Annotated in this window: 22 protein-coding genes; 14 read left to right on the plus strand and 8 right to left on the minus strand. The window is 53.4% G+C overall.

What is annotated here, in order from left to right:
• The first annotated feature begins 177 nt into the window (after window positions 1–177).
• From CWM66_RS11410 to CWM66_RS11455, 10 genes are all read left to right on the plus strand, one after another.
• Window positions 178–876 carry a glutamine amidotransferase gene (locus CWM66_RS11410; protein ID WP_007371723.1) on the plus strand — a complete coding sequence of 233 codons (699 nt, stop codon included), beginning with the start codon at window positions 178–180 and terminating at the stop codon, window positions 874–876.
• Between the two features lie 227 nt (window positions 877–1,103).
• Window positions 1,104–1,931, plus strand: a complete 828-nt coding sequence (gene nifH / locus CWM66_RS11415; RefSeq protein WP_035888626.1) for a nitrogenase iron protein — start codon at window positions 1,104–1,106, stop codon at window positions 1,929–1,931.
• 44 nt (window positions 1,932–1,975) lie between these two features.
• The gene (gene anfD / locus CWM66_RS11420; RefSeq protein ID WP_107146669.1) at window positions 1,976–3,547 is read left to right on the plus strand and encodes a nitrogenase iron-iron protein, alpha chain; all 1,572 of its coding nucleotides are present in this window, start codon (window positions 1,976–1,978) and stop codon (window positions 3,545–3,547) included.
• The gene (gene anfG, locus CWM66_RS11425; RefSeq protein WP_007371727.1) at window positions 3,544–3,888 is read left to right on the plus strand and encodes a Fe-only nitrogenase subunit delta; all 345 of its coding nucleotides are present in this window, start codon (window positions 3,544–3,546) and stop codon (window positions 3,886–3,888) included. Before anfD ends, anfG begins: the two co-directional genes overlap by 4 nt.
• A gap of 11 nt (window positions 3,889–3,899) precedes the next feature.
• Window positions 3,900–5,288, plus strand: coding sequence for a Fe-only nitrogenase subunit beta (anfK, locus tag CWM66_RS11430; RefSeq protein WP_107146670.1), 1,389 nt, complete (start codon window positions 3,900–3,902; stop codon window positions 5,286–5,288).
• Window positions 5,289–5,331: 43 nt separating this feature from the next.
• Window positions 5,332–5,754, plus strand: coding sequence for a hypothetical protein (locus tag CWM66_RS11435; RefSeq protein WP_035888623.1), 423 nt, complete (start codon window positions 5,332–5,334; stop codon window positions 5,752–5,754).
• Window positions 5,751–6,245 carry a pyridoxamine 5'-phosphate oxidase family protein gene (locus tag CWM66_RS11440; protein WP_035888621.1) on the plus strand — a complete coding sequence of 165 codons (495 nt, stop codon included), beginning with the start codon at window positions 5,751–5,753 and terminating at the stop codon, window positions 6,243–6,245. The genes CWM66_RS11435 and CWM66_RS11440 overlap by 4 nt, the downstream gene beginning before the upstream one ends.
• 12 nt (window positions 6,246–6,257) lie before the next feature.
• The gene (locus CWM66_RS11445; RefSeq protein WP_071920935.1) at window positions 6,258–6,869 is read left to right on the plus strand and encodes a Fe-only nitrogenase accessory AnfO family protein; all 612 of its coding nucleotides are present in this window, start codon (window positions 6,258–6,260) and stop codon (window positions 6,867–6,869) included.
• A gap of 180 nt (window positions 6,870–7,049) precedes the next feature.
• Complete coding sequence (locus CWM66_RS11450) at window positions 7,050–8,654, plus strand: sigma-54-dependent Fis family transcriptional regulator (protein WP_081850759.1); 1,605 nt, start codon at window positions 7,050–7,052, stop codon at window positions 8,652–8,654.
• 490 nt (window positions 8,655–9,144) lie between these two features.
• The gene (locus tag CWM66_RS11455; protein ID WP_158262945.1) at window positions 9,145–9,948 is read left to right on the plus strand and encodes a trypsin-like serine protease; all 804 of its coding nucleotides are present in this window, start codon (window positions 9,145–9,147) and stop codon (window positions 9,946–9,948) included.
• 31 nt (window positions 9,949–9,979) lie between these two features.
• On the opposite strand, the gene CWM66_RS11460 is transcribed toward CWM66_RS11455, so the two are convergent.
• Window positions 9,980–11,716, minus strand: coding sequence for a sigma-54-dependent Fis family transcriptional regulator (locus CWM66_RS11460; RefSeq protein ID WP_107146671.1), 1,737 nt, complete (start codon window positions 11,714–11,716; stop codon window positions 9,980–9,982).
• A 273-nt stretch (window positions 11,717–11,989) separates the two neighbouring features.
• Between CWM66_RS11460 and CWM66_RS11465 the strand changes: the two genes are divergently transcribed.
• Together CWM66_RS11465 and adhP are read left to right on the plus strand one after the other, a co-directional pair.
• Window positions 11,990–13,510, plus strand: a complete 1,521-nt coding sequence (locus CWM66_RS11465) for an aldehyde dehydrogenase family protein (RefSeq protein ID WP_007371735.1) — start codon at window positions 11,990–11,992, stop codon at window positions 13,508–13,510.
• A 27-nt stretch (window positions 13,511–13,537) separates the two neighbouring features.
• Entirely contained in the window at window positions 13,538–14,569 is a 1,032-nt protein-coding gene (gene adhP, locus CWM66_RS11470) for an alcohol dehydrogenase AdhP (RefSeq protein WP_035888619.1), read from the plus strand.
• 41 nt (window positions 14,570–14,610) lie between these two features.
• Here adhP and CWM66_RS11475 read toward each other — a convergent pair whose 3' ends face one another.
• Complete coding sequence (locus CWM66_RS11475) at window positions 14,611–15,495, minus strand: alpha/beta fold hydrolase (RefSeq protein WP_035888618.1); 885 nt, start codon at window positions 15,493–15,495, stop codon at window positions 14,611–14,613.
• A gap of 83 nt (window positions 15,496–15,578) precedes the next feature.
• Here CWM66_RS11475 and CWM66_RS11480 point away from each other — a divergent pair, with 83 nt between their 5' ends.
• The gene (locus CWM66_RS11480; RefSeq protein ID WP_007371738.1) at window positions 15,579–15,932 is read left to right on the plus strand and encodes a MerR family transcriptional regulator; all 354 of its coding nucleotides are present in this window, start codon (window positions 15,579–15,581) and stop codon (window positions 15,930–15,932) included.
• Window positions 15,933–15,971: 39 nt separating this feature from the next.
• On the opposite strand, the gene gap is transcribed toward CWM66_RS11480, so the two are convergent.
• A complete protein-coding gene (gap, locus tag CWM66_RS11485; RefSeq protein ID WP_007371739.1) occupies window positions 15,972–16,982 on the minus strand; it encodes a type I glyceraldehyde-3-phosphate dehydrogenase in 1,011 nt (336 codons plus the stop codon).
• Window positions 16,983–17,060: 78 nt separating this feature from the next.
• Entirely contained in the window at window positions 17,061–18,041 is a 981-nt protein-coding gene (locus CWM66_RS11490; RefSeq protein WP_035888615.1) for a GlxA family transcriptional regulator, read from the minus strand.
• Between the two features lie 177 nt (window positions 18,042–18,218).
• Between CWM66_RS11490 and CWM66_RS11495 the strand changes: the two genes are divergently transcribed.
• The gene (locus CWM66_RS11495; RefSeq protein WP_007371742.1) at window positions 18,219–18,428 is read left to right on the plus strand and encodes a hypothetical protein; all 210 of its coding nucleotides are present in this window, start codon (window positions 18,219–18,221) and stop codon (window positions 18,426–18,428) included.
• A gap of 345 nt (window positions 18,429–18,773) precedes the next feature.
• Here the strand turns inward: CWM66_RS11495 and katG are convergent, their stop codons facing one another.
• From katG to tssH, 4 genes are all read right to left on the minus strand, one after another.
• The gene (gene katG / locus CWM66_RS11500) at window positions 18,774–20,957 is read right to left on the minus strand and encodes a catalase/peroxidase HPI (protein ID WP_007371743.1); all 2,184 of its coding nucleotides are present in this window, start codon (window positions 20,955–20,957) and stop codon (window positions 18,774–18,776) included.
• A 321-nt stretch (window positions 20,958–21,278) separates the two neighbouring features.
• Window positions 21,279–22,067: a hypothetical protein gene (locus CWM66_RS11505; protein ID WP_007371744.1), complete on the minus strand. Its 789-nt coding sequence runs from the start codon at window positions 22,065–22,067 to the stop codon at window positions 21,279–21,281.
• Window positions 22,068–22,609: 542 nt separating this feature from the next.
• Window positions 22,610–23,164: a winged helix-turn-helix domain-containing protein gene (locus CWM66_RS11510; protein WP_007371745.1), complete on the minus strand. Its 555-nt coding sequence runs from the start codon at window positions 23,162–23,164 to the stop codon at window positions 22,610–22,612.
• A 521-nt stretch (window positions 23,165–23,685) separates the two neighbouring features.
• A complete protein-coding gene (tssH, locus tag CWM66_RS11515) occupies window positions 23,686–26,196 on the minus strand; it encodes a type VI secretion system ATPase TssH (RefSeq protein WP_107146672.1) in 2,511 nt (836 codons plus the stop codon).
• Window positions 26,197–26,203: the final 7 nt, after the last annotated feature.

Consider the following 26,203-nt stretch of genomic DNA (forward strand, 5'->3'; position numbering starts at 1 on the left):
CTGTACGTTATATGTTTTTTGTTTGAAGTTGATCACAAAAAATAGCGTATAAAAAATAAAAAACGCGACCGCTATTGCGTTTTTCCTTCATCAATAGCAACACCATCCGCATTGACAATCCTGGTGCTTCCGGCTGACGATGGTTTTCTTCCCGCCTTTAACCTGTAAGGAGTTGTAATGAAAACGGCCGTCGCTTTCCGTCATGTCCCCTTTGAAGATTTAGGCACGCTGGCCGATACGCTGCATTCTCTCGGTTATGAATGCCGCTATATCGACACCCCGGTTGAGTCATTTGCTCATCTTGATCCCCAGGCCGCCGATCTGCTGGTGGTGCTGGGCGGTCCGATCGGCGCGTATCAGCAAGCGATTTATCCGTTTCTCAGCGAAGAGCTGCGCCATATTCGTGAGCGGCTGGCGCACGGCAAACCGGTGCTCGGTATTTGTCTCGGCGCGCAACTCATGGCGCGTGCGCTGGAGGCGGAGGTTGCGCCAATGGGCGTAACGGAAATTGGCTATTCGCCGCTGACTCTCACCCCCGGGGAGCACAGCGATTTGCTGGCACCGCTGGCGGATCTGCCGGTACTGCACTGGCACGGCGACCGGTTTGCCATCCCGCAAGGGGCGAGCCACCTGGCACGCAGCGCGGTCTGCGATAACCAGGCTTTTCTCTATGCGCCGCATGCGCTGGCGTTGCAGTTTCATCCGGAGGTGAGCGCCATCGGGCTTGAAGGCTGGCTGGTGGGGCACGCCAGTGAACTGAGTCATGCCGGTATCGATCCGCGCCAGCTTCGCGAGCAAGCCGCGCAATACAGCCCGGCGCTGGCCCGCGCGCTTTCGCAGGTGATTAGCCGCTGGTTAACACCGCTCGCAGGCTAGCTGAATTTCACTTCCGCGAACGTTTTACTGGCGGGAAAGTTCACAGCGGAACACTCTCTCCCGCCGATATTTCGCCCGTCACCCGGGCGAAAAATAAATAAGCGTAATACTTTCAGTTAATAACCCGATTTTTTTGTCGCTGGCGATAATCTGGCCTCCGCTTTGCAATTTCCTCCTGCCTGTTTGCAAACACACTTTCGCAATGTTGTTCATCAAGAGGAAATATCATGACACGTAAGCTGGCTATTTATGGCAAGGGCGGGATCGGCAAGTCGACCACCACGCAAAATACGGCGGCGGCTCTGGCCTGGTTCCACGGTAAAAAAGTGTTTATTCATGGCTGCGATCCGAAAGCCGACTCCACGCGTCTTATTCTTGGCGGTAAACCGCAAGAGACATTAATGGATGTTCTGCGCGATCAGGGGGCCGAGAAAATAACCAATGATATGGTGGTAAAAACTGGCGTCTTTAATATCCGCTGCGTTGAATCCGGTGGCCCGGAGCCAGGCGTAGGATGCGCTGGCCGTGGGGTAATTACTGCCATCGATCTGATGGAGGATAATAAAGCCTACGCAGACGATCTTGATTTTATCTTTTTTGATGTACTCGGCGATGTGGTTTGTGGCGGTTTCGCTATGCCCATCCGCGACGGTAAGGCACAGGAAGTTTATATCGTTGCTTCCGGGGAAATGATGGCAATTTATGCGGCAAATAATATCTGTAAAGGCCTGGTGAAATATGCCAAACAGAGCGGCGTCCGTCTCGGCGGCATTATCTGTAACAGCCGTAATGTGGACGGTGAAAAAGAGTTTCTCGAAGAGTTTACCGCAGCGATCGGCACAAAAATGATCCACTTTGTGCCGCGGGACAACATCGTACAGAAAGCGGAATTCAACAAGAAAACCGTCACCGAATTTGACCCGGAAGCTAACCAGGCGCAGGAGTATCGCGAACTGGGACGCAAGATCATTGAAAATACCGACCTGGTGATCCCCCATCCGCTGACCATGGATCAGCTGGAAAAGATGGTCGTTAAATATGGTCTGAGCGATTAATTCGTCCGGTTATTTTACAGTCATTCCCGGAAGGGGGATTAACTATGCCGTATCATGAGTTTGATTGCAGTAAATGCATTCCCGAGCGTAAACAGCATGCCGTCGTTAAAGGGGCGGATGAAGATATCACCTCCGCACTGCCGCTGGGGTATTTAAATACCATTCCGGGAACGATTTCCGAACGCGGTTGCGCCTATTGTGGTGCCAAACATGTTATCGGCACGCCGATGAAAGACGTGATTCATATTAGCCACGGCCCGGTCGGTTGTACGTACGACACCTGGCAGACAAAACGTTATATCAGCGATAACGATAACTTCCAGCTTAAATATACCTTCGCGACCGATATGAAAGAGAAGCATATTGTTTTTGGTGCTGAGAAAGTCCTCAAGAACAATATCATTGAAGCATTTGACGCTCATCCAGATATTAAACGGATGACCATTTATCAAACCTGCGCTTCGGCATTAATCGGTGATGATATTGCCGCCATTGCGCAGGAAGTGATGGATGAGCGTCCGGAAGTGGATATTTTCGTCTGTAACTCGCCGGGATTTGCCGGCCCAAGCCAGTCGGGCGGGCACCATAAGATTAATATCGCATGGATAAACCAAAAAGTCGGTACGGTCGAACCGACGATCACCAGCGATTATGTCATCAACTATGTTGGCGAATATAACATTCAGGGTGACCAGGAAGTGATGGTCGATTATTTCAAACGTATGGGGATTCAGGTGCTGTCGACTTTTACCGGCAACGGCTCCTATGACGACCTGCGGGCGATGCATAAAGCCCATCTGAATGTGCTGGAGTGCGCACGTTCGGCGGAATACATCTGCAACGAATTGCGGGTGCGTTACGGCATTCCGCGTCTCGACATCGACGGTTTTGGCTTCGGGCCGCTCGCCGAATCACTGCGCAAAATCGGTTTGTTTTTCGGTATTGAAGATCGGGCGCAGGCGATTATTGATGAAGAGATTGCCCGCTGGAAACCGGAACTGGACTGGTACAAAGCGCGGCTGAAAGGCAAGAAAGTGTGCCTGTGGCCGGGTGGCTCGAAACTCTGGCACTGGGCGCATGTGATCCACGCTGAGATGGGCGTGGAAGTGGTGTCGGTCTACACCAAGTTTGGTCATCAGGGCGACATGGAAAAAGGCATCGCCCGCTGCGAACCCGGCGCGCTGGCTATTGACGATCCCAATGAACTGGAGTCGCTGGAGGCGATGTACAAACTGAAGCCGGATGTCATTTTCACCGGTAAACGTCCCGGCGAAGTGGCGAAAAAAATCCGCGTGCCATACCTCAACGCCCATGCGTATCACAACGGGCCGTACAAAGGTTTTGAAGGCTGGGTACGCTTCGCCCGCGATATTTACAACGCGATCTATTCACCGATCCATCAACTGGCGCAGCTCGATATCAGCCAGCAGGCGATTCCGGTTGGCCAGGGCTTCGCCACCGCCCGCATGCTGTCGGATGCCGGGCTTGATGATGCGATACGCAATAACAGCGAACTGCGCGAATACAGCGGTGGCTTCGACAGCGTCAGCAAGTTGCGCCAGCGCGAATACCCGGATTTTTCCGCCGATGCCGCCCGCCGTCAGGAGGCCGTATGACGCAGGATGAACAAGTAGAGCTGATGGTGGATTACATCATGAAGCACTGTCTGTGGCAGTTTCACTCCCGCACCTGGGATCGTGAGAAGCAGAACGCGGGCGTGCTGGGGAAAACCCGCCAGTTGTTATGTGGCGAGGAGGTCGAGCTGGCAAACCCTGCTGACCGTTGTTACTGGGCCGACGCCGTGGTGCTGGCCGATGCGTACCGAACCCGCTTTAGCTGGCTACAAAGCATGAAGACAGCGGAAATCGGCGCATTGCTTGAGGCGCTGCACCAGCGGCTGGATTATCTGACCATCACCGGTTCGCTGAATGCCGAACTGACCGACCAGCGTTACTGAAGGGGGTGAGCATGTCTTGTGAATTAAAAGCGAAAGATCGCACCGGGGTAATCAACCCGATTTTTACCTGCCAGCCCGCCGGGGCGCAGTATGTCAGCATCGGCATTAAAGATTGTATTGGTATTGTGCATGGCGGGCAGGGATGCGTGATGTTCGTGCGTCTGCTGATCTCCCAGCATCTGAAAGAGAGCTTTGAGATTGCCTCTTCCTCGGTGCATGAAGATGGCGCGGTATTTGGCGCGCTGGATCGCGTGGAACAGGCGGTAGATGTGCTGCTGATGCGTTACCCGCATGTCAAAGTGATCCCGATTATCACCACCTGTTCGACAGAGGTCATTGGTGATGATGTCGATGGTGTGGTGCGTAAGCTCAACAATGGCCTGCTGCAAGAGAAATACGCCGGGCGCGAAGTGCATCTGATCCCGATTCACACGCCGAGTTTTGTCGGCAGTATGATCAGCGGCTATGACGTGGCGGTGCGCGATATCGTTAAGTATTTCGCCCGTAAAAGCGAGCCGAACGGCAAGATCAACCTCATCACCGGCTGGGTGAACCCCGGCGACGTGACAGTGTTAAAACATCTGCTGGATGAGATGTCGATTGATGCCACGGTGCTGTTTGAAATCGAAGCCTTTGACTCGCCGCTGATGCCGTCCGGCAATACCGTTTCACACGGCAACACCACCATTGCCGATCTTACCGGTACGGCGAACGCCAGCGCCACGATTGCGCTTAACCGCTACGAAGGGGCGAAAGCGGCGCGTTATCTGGAAGAGAAGTTTGACGTCCCGGCGCTGATTGGCCCGACGCCAATTGGTATTCGCAACACCGATACTTTCCTGCACAACCTGAAAACGCTCACCGGTAAACCTATCCCTGAATCACTGGTGCGTGAACGCGGCATTGCCCTCGATGCGCTGACCGATCTGGTTCATATGTTCCTCGCCGATAAAAAGGTGGCGATCTACGGCAACCCGGATCTGGTGGTGGGGCTGGCGGAATTTTGCCTCGATCTGGAGATGAAACCGGTGCTGCTGTTGCTGGGTGATGATAACGCCACCTATGCCGATGACCCGCGCATTCAGGCGTTGCAGCAACAGGTGACGTACAAGATGGAGATTGTCACCAACGCCGACCTGTGGGAGATGGAAAAACGCATTACTGAAGGTGAGCTGGAGCTGGATCTGATTCTCGGTCACTCGAAAGGGCGTTTTACCGCCATTGATAACCAGATCCCGATGGTGCGCGTGGGCTTTCCCACCTACGACCGCGCCGGGCACTATCGCCATCCGGTGGTGGGTTACGCTGGTGCTATCTGGCTGGCGGAGCAGATGGCAAACACGCTGTTTACCGATATGGAATACAAGAAAAATAAAGAGTGGATCCTCAATGTCTGGTAATACCTGACCTGAACGCCGGGGTTTGCCCCGGCTGGAGAAAACCATGGCGCAACTCCTGTTTGAGACCGATGAACAGCGTTTTGTCCGCTGTTATGACTATGCGAAAGGTTACCATCGCCGCGCCAGTCTGCTGGCGGCGCAAAACCGTTCCGCCAGCCTGGTATTTAACGTCGCGGCCATTGCTGTTGAGTGCTATCTGATTGCGCTCTGCTCCTTGCACGGCGATATGCCCTTTAACCATAACTACCGCAGTCTGCTGGCGAGCGCCGCGCAAAAGAGCGTGTTTAGCGACTCCCTGCGCGACGGCATTTTGTCGCTGGACAGCATTTTCGGCATCTGCTCGGTGGATGACTATCACCACGGGACACCGGATGAGCACGACAAAGAACGCATTCTCAGCGTTTGCCAGTCGCTGGATGCGCTGATTGCCAGTGAACAACGACGCCTGCAGGAGGAAAAATCATGAGCCAGCAGACACTAATGCACCCGCACGGCGAGATGCGTCGCGATGAGCGTGAACTGACTGAACCTAAGGCGCTGGATGCAATTTTGCAGGCTGGAAGGGTGATGTATATCGCGCTGGCCAGCGCGGATATGCCATTTCTGCTGCCGGTGTTTTATGTCTGGGATGGCACGGCGCTGTGGTTTCACTCGGCACGCGCCGGGAGCAAAATCGACATCATGCGGCAAAACGCCAACATCTGCTTTGCGGTGTCTGAATACGGCGGCATCATCGAAGATGACCTGGCCTGCAACTTTGAGGCGCGTCACCGCACGGTGATAGGCGTCGGTAAAACCCATTTTGTTGACGACGAGACGGAAAAGGTCACCATGCTGCACCGCCTGATGGCGCGTTTCAGCGATAAAACGTTCCACTTTCCCGCCGCCAATCTGAAAGCCACCCAGGTTATCCGCATTGACATTACTTCGATGAAGGGGAAACAACACGGCTATTAGTCCGGAGGAAAGATGAATATTGCGGTTTTTCTCGACCCGCAAGGTCAGGTGGCGCCGCTCACCGTGCCTGGCACAGTGACACTGTTTTCTCGTGATTGCGGACGCTGGCAGATTGCGCAACAAATTGCGTTCGATTTGTCGTCCTGTACATCGCTTGAAGCTTTTCGTGAACGGACGCTGGCGATGCTGGCGCAGCTACCTGCCTGCCGCCATTTCGTTACGCGCGAGGTGCAGGGTGCGCCGCGCGCCTGGTTCGATGGGCTCGGGTTGACTTTGTGGCAGTGTACGGGCGCGCCGGAACCGGCGCTGGACACCATTGCGCGGCAGCCCATGGAGCCGGAAGCGGTGACGCTGCCGCCGCAGGCGTTTGTCCGTTCTGGCGCTGAACCCGGCGAATTTTATGTCGATCTGATCGCCGCGCGACAGGCCGGAGCTGATGACACGCATACTGCGAAGTTGCTGCTGGTACCGTTGCTCGCTCGCGCAGAGTTCACGCGGCTGGAACTGCGGTGTGACCATGTGCCGAAATGGTTTGTTCGCCTTGCGGACTACCACCTTCTGTATCACAGCACGCCGCTGGACGATGGCAACCTACGGGTGGTGGTGACAAAAACGGCGTCCTGATGTCGGTAACGCGACAAAAGTGTTCGCCGGGGAACACTTTTTGCAGGCATGGCGGTATGTGTGTTTTTTTTGGCCTGAATAATCAATAGATTGCATGTGAACTATACCATCTTGTGCTGGCGTTGATTTTGCACTGTTTGCCTGCGGGCCTGTTCAGGGGGAGTTACCGGGAGATGCATCATGCGCCATGAAAAAAACGCCGTTGCTACAAACACGTTGTCGCCGGTGCTGACAGGTGCGCTGTCATTCAGTTGCCGGTTGGGTGAGTGCCGCTCTGAACTGATGCCGCTGCTCTCTGAAGTGAGCAAAGTGGTCAGCGCAGGTGGCAGTTTAGCCAGCACGCTAAAGCTGGTGCTGGAGTTGATGCAAAAACATTTACAGGTGCAACGGGCGATGATCACCTTGTATGACGCCAGTTGCGATCAAATTTTTATTCATGAAAGTTATGGTTTGTCGCCGGAAGAGGCTGAAAAGGGCGTTTATGCGCCGGGCGAGGGGATCACCGGCAAAGTGATTGAAACACGTCAGCCGATTATCGTGCCGCACATTGCTGACGATCCGCTGTTTTTAAACCGCACCGGCAGTTGGGATCGCCAGCGTGACGGACAACACTCTTTTATCTGCGTGCCAATTATTCGCGGGCTGAAAGTGATGGGCACCATCGGCATTGAGCGGGTTTATCACAACGCGCAGCTCCGTTTTCTCGATCTTGAAGTGTTACGGGTGATTGCCGCCATTATTGCGCAGGCCGTGGAGCTGCATCTGCTTGAGCGCGCGCAGCAGAAAATAGTGCAGACGCACACGGCGCTGCACGGCGGAGAAAAATTCAAACCGGCCAATATTATTGGCAACTCCCGCACCATGCAGCAGGTTTACCGGCTGATTGAGAAAGTCAGCCATGCGCGCACTACCGTGTTGATCCTCGGTGAAAGCGGCGTCGGTAAAGAACGTGTTGCCACCGCCATTCACCAGAACAGCCACTGCGCGGGCGGGCCATTTATCCGTTTTAACTGCGCGTCGCTGCCGGAGAGTGTGATTGAAAGCGAACTATTCGGCCACGAAAAGGGCGCATTTACCGGTGCCATCTCCCGGCGCGCCGGGCGGTTTGAAGAAGCGGATGGCGGGACGTTGTTTCTTGATGAAGTGGGGGAGTTATCGTTATCTGCGCAATCCAAATTGTTGCGGGTGATTCAGGAGCGCAGTTTCGAGCGGGTAGGCAGCAATGAAACCCTGAGCGTCAATGTGCGCATTCTTGCGGCAACGCACCGGGATTTGAGTGAAATGGTGGAGCAGGGCACTTTTCGTGAGGATCTCTACTATCGCTTAAATGTCTTTCCCGTCACCATTCCGCCGTTGCGCGAAAGGGGCAGCGACATTTTGATCCTTGCCGATCATTTTAACGCCCGCTTTGCCAGCGAGCAGGGCGTAGACGTGCCGACCATCGCTACCCCGGCGTTGAATATGCTGCTCAACTATACGTGGCCGGGCAATGTGCGCGAGCTGGAAAATGTGATGGAACGGGCGGTATTGCTGGCGGATGAGGGGTTTATTCACAGTTATCATCTGCCCATTCATCTGCAACCGATTATCGACCATCTGACGGAGCAGGAAGGGCTGGAAGCGCGCCTGGCGCGGGTGGAATACGATCTGATCACTGAAGCGCTGGTGAAATTTCAGGGCAATGTCTCGCGCGCAGCCAGCTATCTGAATATGACACGGCGCGCGCTGGGATTACGTCTTGAAAAATATCAGCTCAATTATAAACATTATCGTGGACAGTCCTGAGAATAACTATGTGGAATATTCCAGGATAGAAGGAAAAATGTCTTTATTTACTTTGAACTGGTCACTGAGTATATTTCATCCCGTGCCTATCTTTGTCTTTCTCTTTGAGAATATGCACAGTTTAGTACCTGCATTTTTTAACTTGCCGTACTGACGTTATTCATCCAGTCAGTACGGCTTTTTTTTGCTTTTCATCCCACTGATTACATACCGGTTTATCCTGCCGACAACCACACGTCCGAAGTCTCTTTCTGTTAAGCTGTGCATCATGCACAATGCCTAAAAATATTCTGGCTAGAGAATATTCCCGCAAATAAGAAAACTGTCTGTATTTACAGAAGGATTGTTGATTTATATATTCCCCGGACTGTGTTTTTCTTTGTTTATTTTTATTCGGGAATAAGCAGGCATTTTACACTGAATGATTTCAATTGATCGCGCTGATGGAATTACGGAAGCTGGCGCGGCTTTTTATCCTGGAGATTTAATAGTGAAAGCAAAACTGATTGCCGCTGCATTAGCGGCGGCGTTTATCGTGCCGATGGCGACCATGCAAACGGCTGCCGCCAGCGAGGCTGCTGCGCGTATCGTCAACGGATCGACGGCAATAGCCGGTGAATTCCCTGATTTTATTACCATCAGCAAAGGTACGACGGTAGCGGGTCATGTCTGCGGCGGCGTGCTGGTTAACTCCCGCTGGGCGGTTACGGCGGCGCACTGTGTTTCGCATTTTGATACCAGCACGGCGAGTATCATGGTCGGGATGGAAAGCTACACCCCGCTGGTGAAGAAAGACCAGGTTTCCATCGAGAAAGTGATTGTTCATCCTGACTATGACACGACCACGCTTGGCGGTACGGCGAAAAACGATCTTGCGCTGATTAAGCTGTCCCGTGCGGCGAACAGCAGCAACTTCGCCAGGCTGGCCGGTTTAAACCCGGAGCAGGATCCGCCTGCTGCACTGACCAATATTCCGCTGACGGCAGTGGGTTTTGGCGATAATGCAAATGGCGTGCGCCCGAATGTGCTGAATAAAAAAACGCTGGTCGCTCTGCCGGATAAGATGTGCACCGACGTTCCGGCGGGCTACCCGGCGACCAACCAGGATCCGGCTTTCCATGTCTGCGCAGGTAGCGGCACGGCGGGCGGTGATTCCGGCGGCCCGCTGTATGCCGATTACAACGGCAACCGCTATGTCGTGGGCCTGGTTTCCCGTAGCTTAATTGCCCCGGCTGAGCAGTTCACCCGCGTGAGCAAATTTGCCGAGTGGATCAAGGCGACGGCGGTAGAATAACTAACTGAATAGTATGGCTATTTTGGCCATACTATTTTGCCAGCCGTCGATACAGCGTACTGCGCGAAATACCGAGTTTTTTCGCCGCAAGGCTCATATTTCCCTGCGCTTGCGCAATGGCGCTCTGTTCGTCGTTGGGCCGTTGCGGCGCTGGCACGGCGTGGATTTCGCCGGGCAGATCGGTAAGCCTAATCTGATCGCCATCTTCTGCCAGCGCCATTAATACCCGTAGCTGGCTCAACAACTGACGCACATTGCCCGGCCACGGCCGGTGCGCGAGCGTGTTCACCACCTCATCGCTTAACGTCAACCCACGGCTGGCGGCACCCAGTTCGTGCCACAATTTGTGGATAAATCCCTCTCTATGCTGCCATTCACGCAGCGGCGGAATGCGCAGGTGAAACTCCTGAATGCGATACAGCAGATCCTCGCGAAACGTGCCTGCCTGCACCCGCGCGGCCAGATCCTGATGTGTTGCGCAGATCAAAGCAAAATTCACATCCCAACTGCTATTGGCACCCAGCGGCGTCACTTTTTTCTCCTGCAACACGCGCAGCAGGCGGGTTTGCAGCGCCAGCGGCATATCGCCGATTTCATCAAGAAACAGCACGCCGCCATCCGCTTCGCGGCATTTGCCGATATAGCCTTTCGGGCTGGCACCGGTAAAGGCACCGGGAACATAGCCAAACAGCTCTGATTCAATCAGATGTTCGGGTAACGCGGCACAGTTGATGGCGACGAAATTGCCCGCATGCCACTGGCTGCGGCTGTACAACTCGCGTGCCAGATACTCTTTGCCAGAGCCGGTTTCACCGGTAATGCACAACGCAATCCCGGCATTCACAATGCGCAGCGCTTTCTCTTTTTCGATACCGTGCTGTTCTGTCTGCTGCGCGCTGCCGCGTCCGCTAAAACGGCGGGCTGGCAGCGTCTGGCGGGCATAGAAACGTTGATGATTACCGGTTTCCAGCACTGTTTCACCGGCGCGTAGCTCAAGACCGGGAAACAGCGCATCCAGCTCAAGTGCGCCAAAATGACCGCTGGTCAGGGCGAACGCATCCATCGCCAGTTTATTGGCGCCGAGCAGCGTGCGATCGTCAAAAATCAGCAGTAACTCCTGCGCGGTGCCGAGGATTTTTTCATCATGATGCAGGCTTAATAACCAGCGATTAGCGCCCAGAGCGCTGGTGGCCCAGGCGTGTTCTATCTGGCATACCGTGCGGCGGATCAATGCGGCCGCATCATGGCGCGGCGTCATTGCCGGAGTGGAGAGATCCAGCACTCCGGCAACCTGGCCGTCGGGGCGAAACACCGGCGCGGCCGAGCAGAACAACCCGGCGTTACGGCTCAGATAGTGTTCGCCGCCAGCCACTTCACAATGTTGCTGGAGCGCCAGCGCAGTGCCGATAGCGTTGGTGCCGCGCGCATGTTCACCCCACAGATTGCCGGGCGACAACGCATAGCGCTGCGCTTTGTGCAGAAAATCGCTGTTGCCGTGCGTTTCCAGCACCAGCCCGGTCGCGTCGGACATCACCATAATCGACGGGTGTTTGTTCAGCTCCGGCCGCAGCCGCGCCAGTAAAGGAGCAACCAGGTGTTTCACCCAGCCATTTTCCGCACGCGCATCTTTCAGCATCGCGTTAGCCACCCAGGGCTGGGCGTCATCATCCCGTGTCAGCCCATAGTTAAGGCTACGTTGCCAGGAATCCTGCAACTGGCAAGGCAGACCGGAACGGGTTGTTGGCAAAGTGTCTACGCGTGTCGGCATGTTACTCTCCGGCAATTACAATGTTACATTTGTGTAGCATAAGAGTGTCTCGTGTGTAGCGACGTGCGACACAATTCCTGTACTCGCTTGCACATCATTTTTTGCCGTTTTGTACGATTAATCTTTAAACCCGCCTGTTATTCATTGTTTCTCAAAGAGAAAATCCATTTACCCTTATGTCAGCAGTAATCTGGCATAAGAAGTGCTTATGTTCCTTTGTCCGCCCTGGCGCGAGACGCCTCACCTGTACCGATAATAAAAGAGGAACATCTGATGAAATACGCTCACCCTGGCCTTGATGGCGCAAAAGTCTCTTTTAAACAGCGTTATGGCAACTATATCGACGGAAAATTTGTAGACCCGGTAGAGGGCGGCTGGTTTACCAATACCTCGCCGGTAACCGGACAGGTGATTGCCGAATTCCCGCGTTCGGGCGCGGTGGATATAGAGAAGGCTCTGGATGCAGCGCATGCTGCCGCCGACGCCTGGGGAAAAACCAGCGTGCAGGAACGTTCGAATGTGCTGCTGGCGATTGCAGACCGCATTGAAGCCAATCTGGAAGTGCTGGCGTTAACAGAAACATGGGACAACGGGAAACCTATCCGCGAAACGATGGGGGCGGATATTCCGCTGGCGGTTGATCACTTCCGCTACTTTGCCGGTTGCATCCGGGCGCAGGAAGGCACAGCCGCGGAAATCGACAGCAATACGGTGGCTTATCATATCTATGAACCGCTCGGTGTGGTCGGGCAGATCATTCCGTGGAACTTCCCGATTTTAATGGCGGCCTGGAAACTGGCGCCTGCGCTGGCGGCGGGTAACTGCGTGGTGCTGAAACCCGCAGAGCAAACGCCGCTCGGTATCTGCGTGCTGATGGAGCTGATTGGCGATCTGCTGCCAAAAGGCGTGCTCAATGTGGTTCATGGCTTTGGTACGGAAGCGGGCGAACCGCTGGCGCGCAGCAAACGCATTGAGAAAATTGCTTTTACCGGCTCGACGCCGATAGGTCGCCACATCCTCTCCTGCGCGGCGGAAAACATTATTCCCAGCACCGTCGAGCTGGGCGGCAAATCCCCCAATATTTACTTTGAAGATGTGCTGAATGGCGATGCTGAATTTATCGATAAAGCCGTCGAAGGCGTTGTGCTTGGCTTCTTCAATCAGGGCGAAGTCTGTACCTGTCCGTCCCGCGTGTTGGTGCAGGAGTCCATCTATCCGCAGTTCGTGGAAAAAGTGCTGGCGCGTATGGAAAACATCCGCAAAGGCGACCCCTTTGACACCGAGACAATGATCGGCGCGCAGGCTTCGCAGGAGCAGTACGACAAAATCCTTTCCTATATCAATATCGCCCGTGAAGAAGGGGGCGAAATCATCACCGGCGGCGAGCTGATCAAGCACGGGGATAGCCTGCAAAACGGCTTCTACATTCAGCCGACATTGATTAAAGGCCATAACGGCATGCGCTGTTTCCAGGAAGAAATTTTTGGGCCGGTGCTCGGGATCACCACTTTCAAAGATGAGGCTGAAGCGCTGCGTATTGCCAACGATACCGAATTCGGTCTTGGCGCCGGGGTGTGGACGCTGGATATCAACCGCGCATGGCGCATGGGGCGTGGCATTAAAGCCGGGCGCGTGTGGACTAACTGTTACCACCTCTACCCGGCACATGCGGCTTTTGGCGGGTACAAAAATTCGGGCGTTGGGCGCGAAACGCACAAGCTGGCGCTGAGTCATTATCAGCAGATTAAAAACCTGCTGGTCAGCTACAGCGGAACGCCACTGGGTCTGTATTAATCAATCTCATCAGGATGAGGTAATGATATGCAATTGAAAACGATGAAAGCGGCAGTGGTTAAAGCATTCGGGCAACCGCTGGTGATTGAAGAGGTAATGGTGCCTGCGGTAGCGCCGGGCAAAATTCTGGTCAAGATCGAGGCGACCGGCGTTTGCCATACCGATTTGCATGCCGCAGAAGGCGACTGGCCGGTGAAACCGAATCCGCCGTTTATTCCCGGCCACGAAGGCGTTGGTCACGTGGTTGCGGTGGGGCCGGGCGTGACGCATGTGAAAGAGGGCGATCGGGTTGGCGTGCCGTGGCTTTATTCTGCCTGCGGGCACTGCGAACACTGCCTGAGCGGCTGGGAGACCTTGTGCCACGGGCAACAGAACTCCGGTTATTCGGTAAACGGCACTTTTGCCGAATATTGCCTGGCGGATGCCAACTATGTCGGCATCCTGCCGGATAACGTCGAATTCCACGCGATTGCGCCAATCCTCTGTGCCGGGGTAACGGTTTACAAAGGGCTGAAGATGACGGAAGCCCGCGCCGGTGAATGGGTGGTGATCTCCGGGATCGGCGGTCTGGGTCATCTGGCGATCCAGTATGCCGTGGCGATGGGGATGAATGTGGCGGCGGTGGACATTGACGATGACAAGCTCGAATTTGCTCGTCGGCTCGGCGCATCGGTGGTCGTCAATGGGCGCGAAGAGGATCCCGGCAAGCGCTTCCACGCCGAGTTTGGCGGCGCGCACGGCGTGCTGGTCACGGCGGTGTCACCAAAAGCGTTTGAACAGGCAACCACCATGATGCGCCGCGGCGGGACGATGGTGCTAAATGGGCTGCCGCCGGGCAAATTCGACCTCTCGATCTTCGACATGGTGCTGGATGGCATCACCGTGCGCGGCTCAATTGTGGGAACGCGCAAAGATCTGCAAGAGGCGCTGGATTTTGCCGGGCGCAATAAAGTGCATGCGGAAATTGCCGTTGAACCGCTGGAGAATATCAACAGCATCTTTGATCGGATGCGCGCCGGGAAAATCACCGGCCGCATCGTGGTGGATATGTCGTTGTGATAGTGTTGCGATAAAAAAACGGGGCGCTATGCCCCGTTTTGTTACTGGAGTGAGTCGGCAAATGCCGCCAGATCCCGGTTGAAACGCTGCGGTTCTTCTAAAAAGGGCGCGTGTCCCGAATCGGCGTACAGCAGCGTACGTATGTGCGGATTTACGCTTCTGGCCCGCGCCAGTGAAGCTTGTGGGTTCACCAGTTGATCTTTTTCCCCGTAAATAAACAGTACCGGTACTTTTGCTTTGCCCAGCCCCTGCGCGAGTGACACTTTCATTTGCGGCACCGCGCGTTGCATTGTCCACGAGGCCAGCGCAGCGTTAGCCAGCAGACGCTCAAACGTGGCGGTGTCGGGTTGCTGATGGAAGCACAGACGCAGGAAATCACGCTCACCTGCCAGATGGGTTTTCAGATCCGCTGACACCATATCCTGATAAACCTGCGGGTGAGCCGGTATTTGCTCTGGTGTGAGTTCGACCACGCCATCGACATACAACACGCCAGCAATCTGTTTATCGCCGTAGGCCGCCAGATAGTGGCTATTTACGGCGCCACCCAGCGACCAGCCCACCAGAAGCGGCTTGTTTGCGCCGCTGCCTTTGATAACGGCTGCAACATCATCCGCCCAGCGACGGCTTTCCGTATAAGCTGTTGCTTGCTCCGGTTTGCCCGATAAGCCATGGCCGCGCAGGTCGAAACTGATCAGGCGAAAGCGCTGCAGGGCGGGATCCTGCCACTGTTTCTCCCAGTTAAGATGGCTGCCTAAAAGCCCATGAATAAAGATGATGGGCTGACCGTCCGCAGCGCCGGTTTCCTGTACAGCCAGCGGTACCCCGTCTGACGAGACAACGGTATAGTGTTTATCCTGCGCGTACAGTGAGGCGCAAAACAGCAGCAGGATGAAGGCAAGATTACGACCACGCGATAACAGCATAAAATGTTCCTCCGGTTAACGATTCGTGGCTATCCTCAACCTTTACACTGGTGTCAGAGTCAAGCAGCAAACGAGGAGAAAAAATGCTATCGATTGGCGAACTCGCCCGGCAAACAGGCGTCAGCGTGCGCTCTATTCGTCACTATGATCGATATGGTCTGTTATGTTCTACGCGGGCCTGTAACGGCTATCGGTATTTTTCTGCACAGGTGGTCGGGCAGGTGCGTCAGATCCAACAATTGATTGCTACCGGGTTTAGTCTGGCGGAAATCGCCACCTTTCCGGAATGCATGCGCAGCACGGAAGGGGCCGCATTTTGCCCGCAAACCCGTGAACTGCAGCGTAAACGCCTCGGTCGTATTGAAGCGCAAATCGCCACCCTTGAGCAGCGCCGCGCACAGCTGCTCGCCGCGCTGAGCGGCAGCGACGAGCAATAAAAAACCACGCCGTAGCGTGGTTTGTTGGGGGGCGACGGATTATAAACCGCGCTGCGCCATCAGTTTCGTCAGATCCACCAGCCGGTTGGAGAAGCCCCACTCGTTATCGTACCAGGCGAGGATTTTCACCAGATTGCCGCCAATCACCAGCGTCGACAGGCCGTCGATAATGGAAGAGCGTGGATCGCCCTGATAATCACTGGACACCAGCGGCTCATCGCTGTAGCCGAGAATGCCTTTCAGCGGCCCGTTTGCGGCGGCTTTGCGGAAAGCGTCATTCACTTCTTCCACGGTCACATCGCGTTTCAGCGTTACCGTTAAGTCGACGATCGACACCACCGGTACCGGTACGCGTAGCGAATAACCGGTCAGCCGTCCGTCCAGTTCCGGGATCACTTTGCCGAGCGCTTTCGCCGCGCCGCTTGAGTAAGGCACGATGGAGAGCGCTGCGGCACGCGCGCCGCGCAGATCTTTTTCCGGCTGGTCGTGCAGCGCCTGGCTGTTGGTGTAGGCGTGGGTGGTATTCATCAACCCGTGTTCAATACCAAAGTTCTGGTGCAGTACCTGGGCAGCAGGCGCCAGCCCGTTAGTGGTGCAACTGCCGTTGCTGACCACGAAGTGGCGCGCCGGATCGTACTGCGTGTCGTTAACGCCGAGCACGATAGTCAGGTCATCATTTTTCCCCGGCGCGGAGATAATCACCCGTTTTGCGCCGCCGTGGCTGATATGCACCGCGGCTTTTTCGCGATCGGTAAAGAATCCGGTGGCTTCAATCACAATTTCCACGCCAACGTCGCGCCACGGAATGTTCGCCGGATCGCGTTCACTGAAAACGCGCACCGCGTTGCCATCGACAAACAACTGGCCTTCACCTGCTTCAACCGGAACCGGCAACGTGCCGAGCAGTGAATCGTGTTTCAGCAGATGGGCGAGGGTTTTGCTGTCCGTCAGATCGTTGATGGCGACGATCTGAATCTCTGGGTTACCGAGCGCGGCGCGCAGTACATTGCGCCCGATCCTGCCAAAACCGTTAATGCCGACCTTAACCATGATTGACTCCTTCTTTTTCGTGTCTGAAGTCACTTTAGGGCGGCAGCGTTTTGGCGTAAAGGACGGATAAGGATCACTTTACGCCATTTTGCGGCAGTGGAAGCGCTGGCGATACTCGCCGGGGGTAAGGTGCAGTTGACGCTCAAAGATGCGGCGTAAGTTGATGCTGTTGCCGAAACCTGTGGCGGCAGCCACGCTCTCCAGCGTTTCGCGGGTTTGCTCCAGGCGGTGTCTGGCAGCGGCAAGCCGCGCTTCAGCAACATAACGCGCCGGAGGGATGCCGGTTTCACGGGTAAAGACGCGGGTGAAATTGCGCGGACTCATCGCCACGCGTTCGGCAAGCTTTTCGACCGAGAGATCGCCGGTCAGGTTTTCCAGGATCCAGCTTTGCAACTCGCTGACCGGCCCGATACTCTCTGCCTGTTGCAGATGGTAGCGGCTAAACTGTAACTGGCCGCCGGGACGGCGCAAATACATCACCAGATCCTGCGCGACGTCGCGCGCGAGGGTGAAACCGTAATCCTCTTCGACCAGCGCCAGCGTCAGGTCAAAACCGGAGCTGACACCGCCGGAAGTCCATATTGGCCCATCCTGAATATAGAGCGGGCCGCTTTCGACTTTGACCAACGGATAGCGCGACTGCATGGTTTCGAGCAGCCGCCAGTGGGTGGTGGCACGCCGACCATCAAGCAACCCGGTTTCTGCCAGCAGCATCGCGCCGCCGCAGATGGAAGCCACTCTGTCGGCATGGGGGGCGGCAAGACGCAGCCAGTCAACGACGGCGGTGCCTTCTTCTTCATTGGTTCCGCGTCCGGTGATCATGATGGTATCCCATGGCTCGCGCGGGTCCAGTTCCGGCAAACGGAAATCGGCCAGCAGATTCAGGCCAGACTGGCCGTGGATCACCTGGTGCGGCTGCGTGGTGGCGATGCTCACCCGGTAACGGGGCTGTTGGGTTTCATCAGCATGCAGGCGATTGGCCTGCATCAGAATGTCGGCAATTCCGGCGGCTTCGAATAACATGCCGCCATCGGGAACGATAATCAGGAATCTCTTCATGTCCTGAAAAGTACACTTGCCACATTATAAGTCAAGATGCGAACAGAATTTTAAGCGTAAGGGCTGACCTGATCCAAATCTGAAAGGCCGTTAATAAGAAGCAAACGAATTTCCAAATCGCTACTATAACTAGAGTACAGGATTTTTATCGGTCGCATCTCACGCGAGGATTTATCCATGGCAATTGCAAAAGCGTATAACTTAAAGCAGGCATATCAAATGATTACCTCTGGTAAGCAGACGGAGGTGGAGCTGGCATTTGATGTCGATGCCGATGCCTTCTTCATGCTTTCTGCGAATTATGGCGACAGCGGCGCAAAAATCACCCGCCATAATAACCATTTTGTGCTCAGGCTCGATCAAGAAGAGGCCTCAGCATCTGACTGATTTTTAAACTATATTTTTTGAAGACCTGTTTTCAGGCGACAGGAATAATGATGTCGCCATGGTGCTTATTTTTCCTGAAATCCCGCCGTCATCTCTGCGTTACATTCCTGCCGTTTAATGGCGCAAGCCTGCCCCGAAGCGTACTTCTCGCGGTGTCTGGCTTCATCAGTTGTTACTCTTCGATCGCGGAGCGCGGTCAGCAAAACTCGTTATCAACGGTTTCCCGGCAGCCTCGTCGGGATTTTTTTGCTTGCAGACACATGTGACACTGTCACTAAACAGGCGACAGACATAAAAAAACCTGCGGGTTTGATCCCGCAGGTGTGTTGTTTGCCGCAGTGCAGTTTATTGCAGATCGAAGCGATCCAGATTCATCACTTTCGTCCACGCGGCAACGAAATCGATAACGAATTTCTGTTTCGCATCGCTGCTGGCGTAGACTTCTGCCAATGCGCGCAGTACCGAGTTGGAGCCGAAGACCAGATCGGCGCGTGTCGCCGTGTAGCGTACTTCTCCGCTCTGACGATCGCGGCCTTCAAACAGTTCCGCTTTTTCATCGGTTGCTTTCCACGCGGTGCGCATATCCAGCAGGTTGACGAAGAAGTCGGTGCTCAGCACCCCGACGCGATCGGTAAAGACGCCGTGTTTGCTGTCGTCGTAGTTAGCACCCAGAACACGCAGCCCGCCAACAAGCGCTGTCAGTTCTGGGGCGGTCAGCGTCAGTTGCTGTGCTTTATCAATCAGCAGGGTTTCGGTGCTCACACCATCCCACACGCGGCGGTAGTTACGGAAACCATCGGCCAGCGGCTCCATCAGATTGAAGGAGTCGACATCCGTTTGATCCTGACGTGCATCAACGCGTCCCGGTGTAAACGGCACATTCACCTGTACACCTGCCGATGCTGCCGCCTGCTCAACGCCAACCACACCGGCCAGCACAATGATATCGGCCAGCGAGGCTTTTGCCGACGCCTGCTGAATGCGTTGCAGTACCGGTAAGGCTTTCACTGCGCGGGCATTCACTTCCCAGCTGTTTTGCGGGGCAAGCGCAAGACGTGCGCCGTTAGCGCCGCCGCGTTTATCGCCGCCACGGAAGGTGGAAGCGGAAGCCCAGGCCACCGAAACCAGATCGCTGACCGACAGGCCTGATGCGGCGATATCCGCTTTCAGGTTGGCGATATCTGCGCCGTCAGGATGATAAGTGGCAGCCGGCAGCGGATCCTGCCAAATCAGATCTTCATGCGGAACTTCAGGTCCGATGTAACGGGATTTTGGCCCCATATCACGGTGCGTCAGTTTGAACCATGCGCGGGCAAAGGCTTCGTTAAATGCCTGCGGATCGTTAAGGAAACGGCGAGAAATTTTCTCGAATTCCGGATCAAAACGCAGCGTCAGGTCGGTAACCAGCATGGTGGGTTTACGTTTTTTCGCCGGATCAAACGGGTCCGGGATGATTTCCGGCGCATCGACGGCTTCAAACTGGATCGCGCCAGCCGGGCTGCGGGTCTGTACCCACTCATATTTGAACAGGTTCTCGAAGAAGTAGTTGCTCCACTGGGTTGGCGTTTGTGTCCACGCCACTTCCAGCCCGGAGGTAATTGCATCAGCGCCTGCGCCGCTGCCATAGCTGTTCATCCAGCCAAAGCCCTGCGCTTCCAGCGGCGCGGCTTCCGGTTCCGGGCCTACGTAGTCGTCCGGTTTTGCGGCACCGTGGGTTTTACCCAGCGTATGACCACCGGCGATCAGCGCGACGGTCTCTTCATCGTTCATCCCCATATTACCGAAGGTGGCGCGAATCGCCGAGGCTGCGGAAACGGGTTCACCGCTGGCATTCGGGCCTTCCGGGTTGACGTAAATCAGCCCCATTTCGGTGGCACCAATCGCTGCCTGCGCCAGGCTTTCCGGATGACGATGGCTCAGCCACTCTTTCTCGTTACCCCAGTCGACGTCGAAATCCGGTTCCCAGACATCTTCGCGGCCCGCGCCAAAACCGAAGGTGCGGAAACCGGCATTTTCCAGCGCCACGTTCCCCGCCAGAATGATCAAATCGGCCCAGGAGATTTTCTGGCCATATTTCTGTTTTACCGGCCACAGCAGGCGGCGCGCTTTATCAAGGCTGACGTTATCTGGCCAGGAGTTCAGCGGTGCAAAGCGCTGCTGGCCGCGTCCGGAACCGCCACGGCCATCAACGGTACGGTACGTTCCGGCGCTGTGCCAGGCCATACGAATGAAAAGCCCGATGTAACTGCCCCAGTCGGCAGGCCACCAGGATTGTGAATCGGTCAACACGTTACGGATATCAGCTTTCAGTGCGGAGTAGTCGAGTTTTTTAAACTCTTCGCGGTAGTTAAAGGACTCACCCAGCGGATTGGAGCGGTTAGAGTGCTGGTTCAGCAGATCGACACGCAACTGATTCGGCCACCAGTCGCGGTTGCTGGTGGCACCGGCAGTGCTCTGCTTGCTGGCTTTATCATGGAAAGGGCATTTCTCGACGGCTGAAGAGAGGGGTTGTTCGTCTGACGTGCTCATATCTGGCTCCATTTGCTTGTGTAATGCCGTTACGATATACACTGCTTCCAGTAAAAGGTACCTGAATAAATCTACAGATTTGATAGCTAATACCTTTCTTTTAATGCATAAAAAATCGACAAACGTCACATAAATTTATTGCTGTCTCATCAACCTTAGCAATCGCGCTACGCTTGTTCCGGTTTTTTTGTGCCTTGTTTGATCGTACCCATAAAAGCGGGGAGGATGAGCAGATCTTCGTCTGTTGGCGGGGGGAGAAAGAGAGGGAAAAGGGCGGAGAGACTCCGCCACTGGCCAGGAGAAAAGGTGGGATAAACGCCTTTACCACGAAAAAGCGGAAAGCTCACCCCCCCAGACGGAATGTTCGATGACAGGCAGGTCGGGGTTGTGCTGTTTTAATTTTTCAATTAATTCTCTGTTTTGTTGATACTGCGGAAGTTTATGGTTTTGGCCTCTTTCATAGTAAAAATAGATACCGCAAACTTTCACCCTGTCGGTGGGAGGAAAATCAGCATAGGTATTGATATCTTTTTTACCCACAATCAGCACTTCGTTATGATATACGCCGTCAGATTCGGAAATTAGCCTTTCCGGGCTCATCATGGAGGCATAGGTTTGGTCAGGCATAGCGCTTTTTATATATTTCCTCACCTTTGCATTATTGTAGCTCTTATTGATGCCCAAAAAATATCTGTCGCTGAGCGAGTAGGAGTTTTTATTTTCCCAACTTTGATTTCCTGCATGGTTGGGAAACCAGACATCTTTGTGAAATGTGCCAATGATATTTTGCGGTGGAGCAGCAAGGATAAATCCGACATCAGCCCATTGGCTACGATCGTAGCAGGACGATTGCATACGAATAAGCGAACTGCTCACTATATCCCATGTGGCAATAATATCTTCTGCTCTGCCGTTAAAAAATGGTGAATTATCATCCTTTATATCACGGATTGTATGGATTAAAGCTAAATTGTCGCGATGAGCATTTTTTCTTGAGGGTGATGTTTGCGGTATTAAAAGTGTTTTTCGATAAACCTTTTTCCAGCTTTCAAGCTCAAAATATGAATCATTAAATATATTGGATTTGATCTTTTTCCCTAATATTCGCATGTGCGCCTCGAAAATTATTTGAGTTAAAGGAAGAACGCTGTAAATCGCTGAAAGCGAAACACAGCATGAACAGTGTCTTACGGAGGTCACCGTTTTTCAGTTGATTCGTAATAATGTTTATTAATCGTAGTTGTAGTTTATGAATGTTTATGATTGAACGCCATAATATCTGTCTTAATTAAGTGCTAAGGTTTATTCATAAGGCAGGAATTGATAGCGGAAGATTTAATAATGTAATAACAGGCTAGCATAAGTCGAAGGATTCAATAATATACTCTGCTTTGCGGATAAATCGCTTTCCTCGTTGAGACGATTCAATGGCAGTAATGACCTGTAACTGGCCGGCAATGCGAGATCTGCTCCGCAACATTACCGACAAAGGAGTACACATCATGCGAAAAAACTCAAAAGTGAGACAGATGTAGTTAATTTAGAATAAGTGATGCGTTTGTTATTTTTTTAATGAGCGAATTATGTCCTGTTTTTCATAGATAACCTTTTTGCAGTAAGAAGTTAAACGATCTCCACAGATGGCCTTCGGTTCATTTTAAAAAGTAGCCAGTGGGCGCCTTGCTTTCATGTTCCGTGCGGGTGAGTTTTTCAATAAAGCTAACCTTGTCGCATACATCCAGCAGAATCTGATGCAGCGTGTTAAGCTGAGCATGAATTTCAGATTCGTGGTTTGCTGTATGTAACGCAAATTTCAAATTTCTGGAGATGTATTTATCTGTGTGGGTTACTTTATATTCAAGCGGTTCGATTTTCACCGCTGGATTAAAGTAAAATCCTTCGCGTGGAAGCGTCAGAATGAATTGCTCTTTAGTGTTAAATGTCGTGGCAATAATACGTCTGATTTGGAATATGGTTTGATATAAGGTGTTGGGTGATGTCTCCTTGGTGCGCTTTTCCCACGCATAATCATAAAGTTCATTATGCGTGACAATCTCCCCGGGCTTTTTTGTTATTAAAAGCTCAAGGCATTTAGATGCAGGTTTAGTCAATAATGCTGGTGGCAAGTACATATCGCATCGGCACAGAGTGCGTTCAGTTATATTAAAGTCCACTTCATTGTTAATGCGATATATATGCGAGTTCATTTAATTCCCCTTTTGGTTATTTATTGAATTCACTTTCGACAAGCATAAGCATACATTGTAAGGGCAATAAATTTAAAAATATTTCCTCTTAATAAGATTCTTATCTCACATATTTATATGTTGGTGTAAATAAATATTCTATAAATCAATTACTTGTATTATTATGTAAGGTGTTTTTCACAATGTCAGTATGAATAATATAAATTGTATGAATGTTAGCTCTGGATTATTTTGATTGAATGATTTGTTTATTATTCTGAGTTTTTAGTGATGATACCTTGTCTGGTTTTTTGTTTTTTCTTATCCAGGTTTGAAAGAATTAAATTATTTTTGATAAAATATTAAATGTATAATATTCCAATCCATTCATGATTTTTATGTTTTATTATATGAAGTTGTTACGCAAAGTTGCTGAATGGAATCAGTATAAACCATAAATCAAAAGCCAGCGACAAAACCTCAGCGAAACGATCCTGACGCTGGACTCTCATTACAGGGCGAAATAAATTTAACTTTAGTCGTTATACTTTCAACACCAGCTGATCTTTGAGGATATCAATTTTCACTTCATTTTTTGCCGCTGGGGTTAACGCATGGTTAGCCAGAACCGGTAATAAATGTGACGTCAATATCTGGTCAATATCGCGCGCGCCACTTTGCTGCACCTGACAGCGTTTTGCCACCCAGTTAACCACTTTATTTGTCCAGCCGGGGCGTGAGTCGCTTTCTGTCGCGGTTTGATAACGGCGGCACAGGTGCTGAAGCTTTAACTCGATGATCTGTGCCAGTTCCTGCGGCTGCAAGGGCAGGTAAGGGATCAGCGTCATGCGTCCCATTAACGCCGGGCTGAAAACGCGCTCAAACTCAGGGCGAATAATATTGCACAACGCCTCCGGCGACGTTTTGCCTTTTTCCCAGGCACTAATCAGCGCCGCGCTGGCCAGATTCGACGTCATAATAATCAGTGTGTTACGGAAGTTAATCATCTGTCCTTCTGCATCTTCGATGATGCCCTTATCGAAAATTTGATAGAACAGCTCCATGACGTCCGGATGCGCTTTTTCCACTTCATCCAGCAGTACTACACAGTAGGGATTACGGCGGACGGCTTCGGTAAGGACGCCACCCTGACCGTAACCCACATAGCCTGGCGGTGAACCTTTCAGCCCGGAAACGGAGTGCGCTTCCTGGTACTCGGACATATTAATGGTCACCATGCTCTTTTCCCCGCCATACAGCAGTTCTGCCAGCGCCAGCGACGTTTCGGTTTTGCCGATTCCGGAGGGACCGGCCAGCATGTAAACGCCGGTGGGTTTTTGCGGATCGGCAAGCCCGGCACGGCTGATACGAATTTGTTGCGTGATATGCTTGAGGGCATGTCTTTGCCCAATAATCCGCTGTTCAAGCCGTTCGCACAGGGTGTCCAGTTGCTGGTGCTCCTGTTCCAGCATGTGTCCGAGCGGGATACCGGTCCAGTCTGCAACCACGTCCGCCACGCAGGCGGCATCCACGCATTCAAACACCATTGCATGCTGCTGGTGACATGCAGCCAGCGCTTCACGCATCCGCGTAATTTCTTCGGCATCCTGGCTCTGCTGTAACTGTTGTACCAACAGCGTTTGCCGATCCCATTCCTGGCGCAATGAATCGAGAGCGCTCTGCAAGTTCGTGGCCTGCTGACGAAGTTTTTCCCGCCGCTCAGGCGCACTGTTTTCTCGTTTCAGTGCTGCTATCTCGCATTCAATGGCGCGCAGTTGCACGCAGATCGCCTCAATCTCTTTCGGTTCCTGAGTTTGTGATATCGCCACGCGGGCGCAGGCGGTATCCAGTAAACTCACCGATTTGTCGGGAAGCTGCCGTTCTGCAATGTAACGGCTGGAGAGGGAAATAGCGGCATGGATGGCGCTTTCGAGGATGGGGATCCCGTGATGTCGGGACATGGCCGGTGCCATCGCGCGTAACATCGTCGTTGCCTTATCTGTATCCGGCTCCGCCACTTTAATGAGCTGAAAGCGGCGCGCCAGCGCGGCATCTTTCTCGAAGTATTTTTTATATTCCGCCCAGGTTGTGGCGGCAATAATTCGCAACTCGCCGCGCGCCAGCGCGGGTTTAAGTAAGTTAGCCGCATCGCTTTGTCCGGCGGATCCCCCTGCGCCAATCAGCGTGTGCGCTTCATCAATAAATAAAATAATTGGCGTGGGTGCGCGGGCGACCTCCTTCAGTAACTGCTGAAGCCGGTTTTCAAACTCACCTTTCACGCTCGCTCCGGCCTGCAATAAGCCCAAATCCAGCGTCAAAATCTCTGTCGATTCCAGCATCTGTGGAAAGGTGCCTGCGACAATGCGCATCGCCAGCGCTTCGGCAAGCGCCGTTTTCCCGACACCTGGCTCGCCGGTAAGAATTGGGTTGTTCTGGCGGCGGCGTAACAGAATATCCACCATCTGGCGCAGCTCGGATTCGCGGCCCAGAACTGGATCCAGTTCGCCTTTACGTGCCAGTTCACTGAGATTGCGCGTGTATTTTTGCAGCGCAGACGTGCTGGCCGCTGGCTGTTCGTCGCGAGCAGGCGCGGGCGCATAGATGCTTTGCAGCAACGCCAGCGCTTTGGGGCGGTCGCATTGCAGTGCTTTTTCCACCGGGGTGGCGAACCGTAACGCATTGCCGTCATCAAATAACGCACCCAGCAGGGCGGCGGGCGTCAGTTGGGTTTGTCCCCAGTGGCTACTTGCTAATAACCAGCCCGCAATAAACCACTCGGTCAGCGCGAGGGAAAAGTGGGGCGCGGCGTTTTGTTGCGGCCGCTCGTGCTGAAGCTCCTGCTGTAATGCATCAAACAACCGGCTGACCGGCAGCCCGCTCTGTAATCCCAGTTGCTCAATCAATGGGCTTTGCTGGCGCAGTATTGCCATTAGTAAATGTTCTGGCGTCACTTCTGTATGTTGCAGAGAAACCGCATGGCTGACGGCGGTGTCAAGTACCGCTCGTCCCTCAGCGGAAAGCTTATTAATTATTGGTTTTAAATGATGGCTCATAAAAGTA

It is taken from the genome of Kosakonia sp. H7A, assembly GCF_003028445.1.
GTDB classification, from domain to species: Bacteria; Pseudomonadota; Gammaproteobacteria; order Enterobacterales; family Enterobacteriaceae; genus Kosakonia; species Kosakonia radicincitans.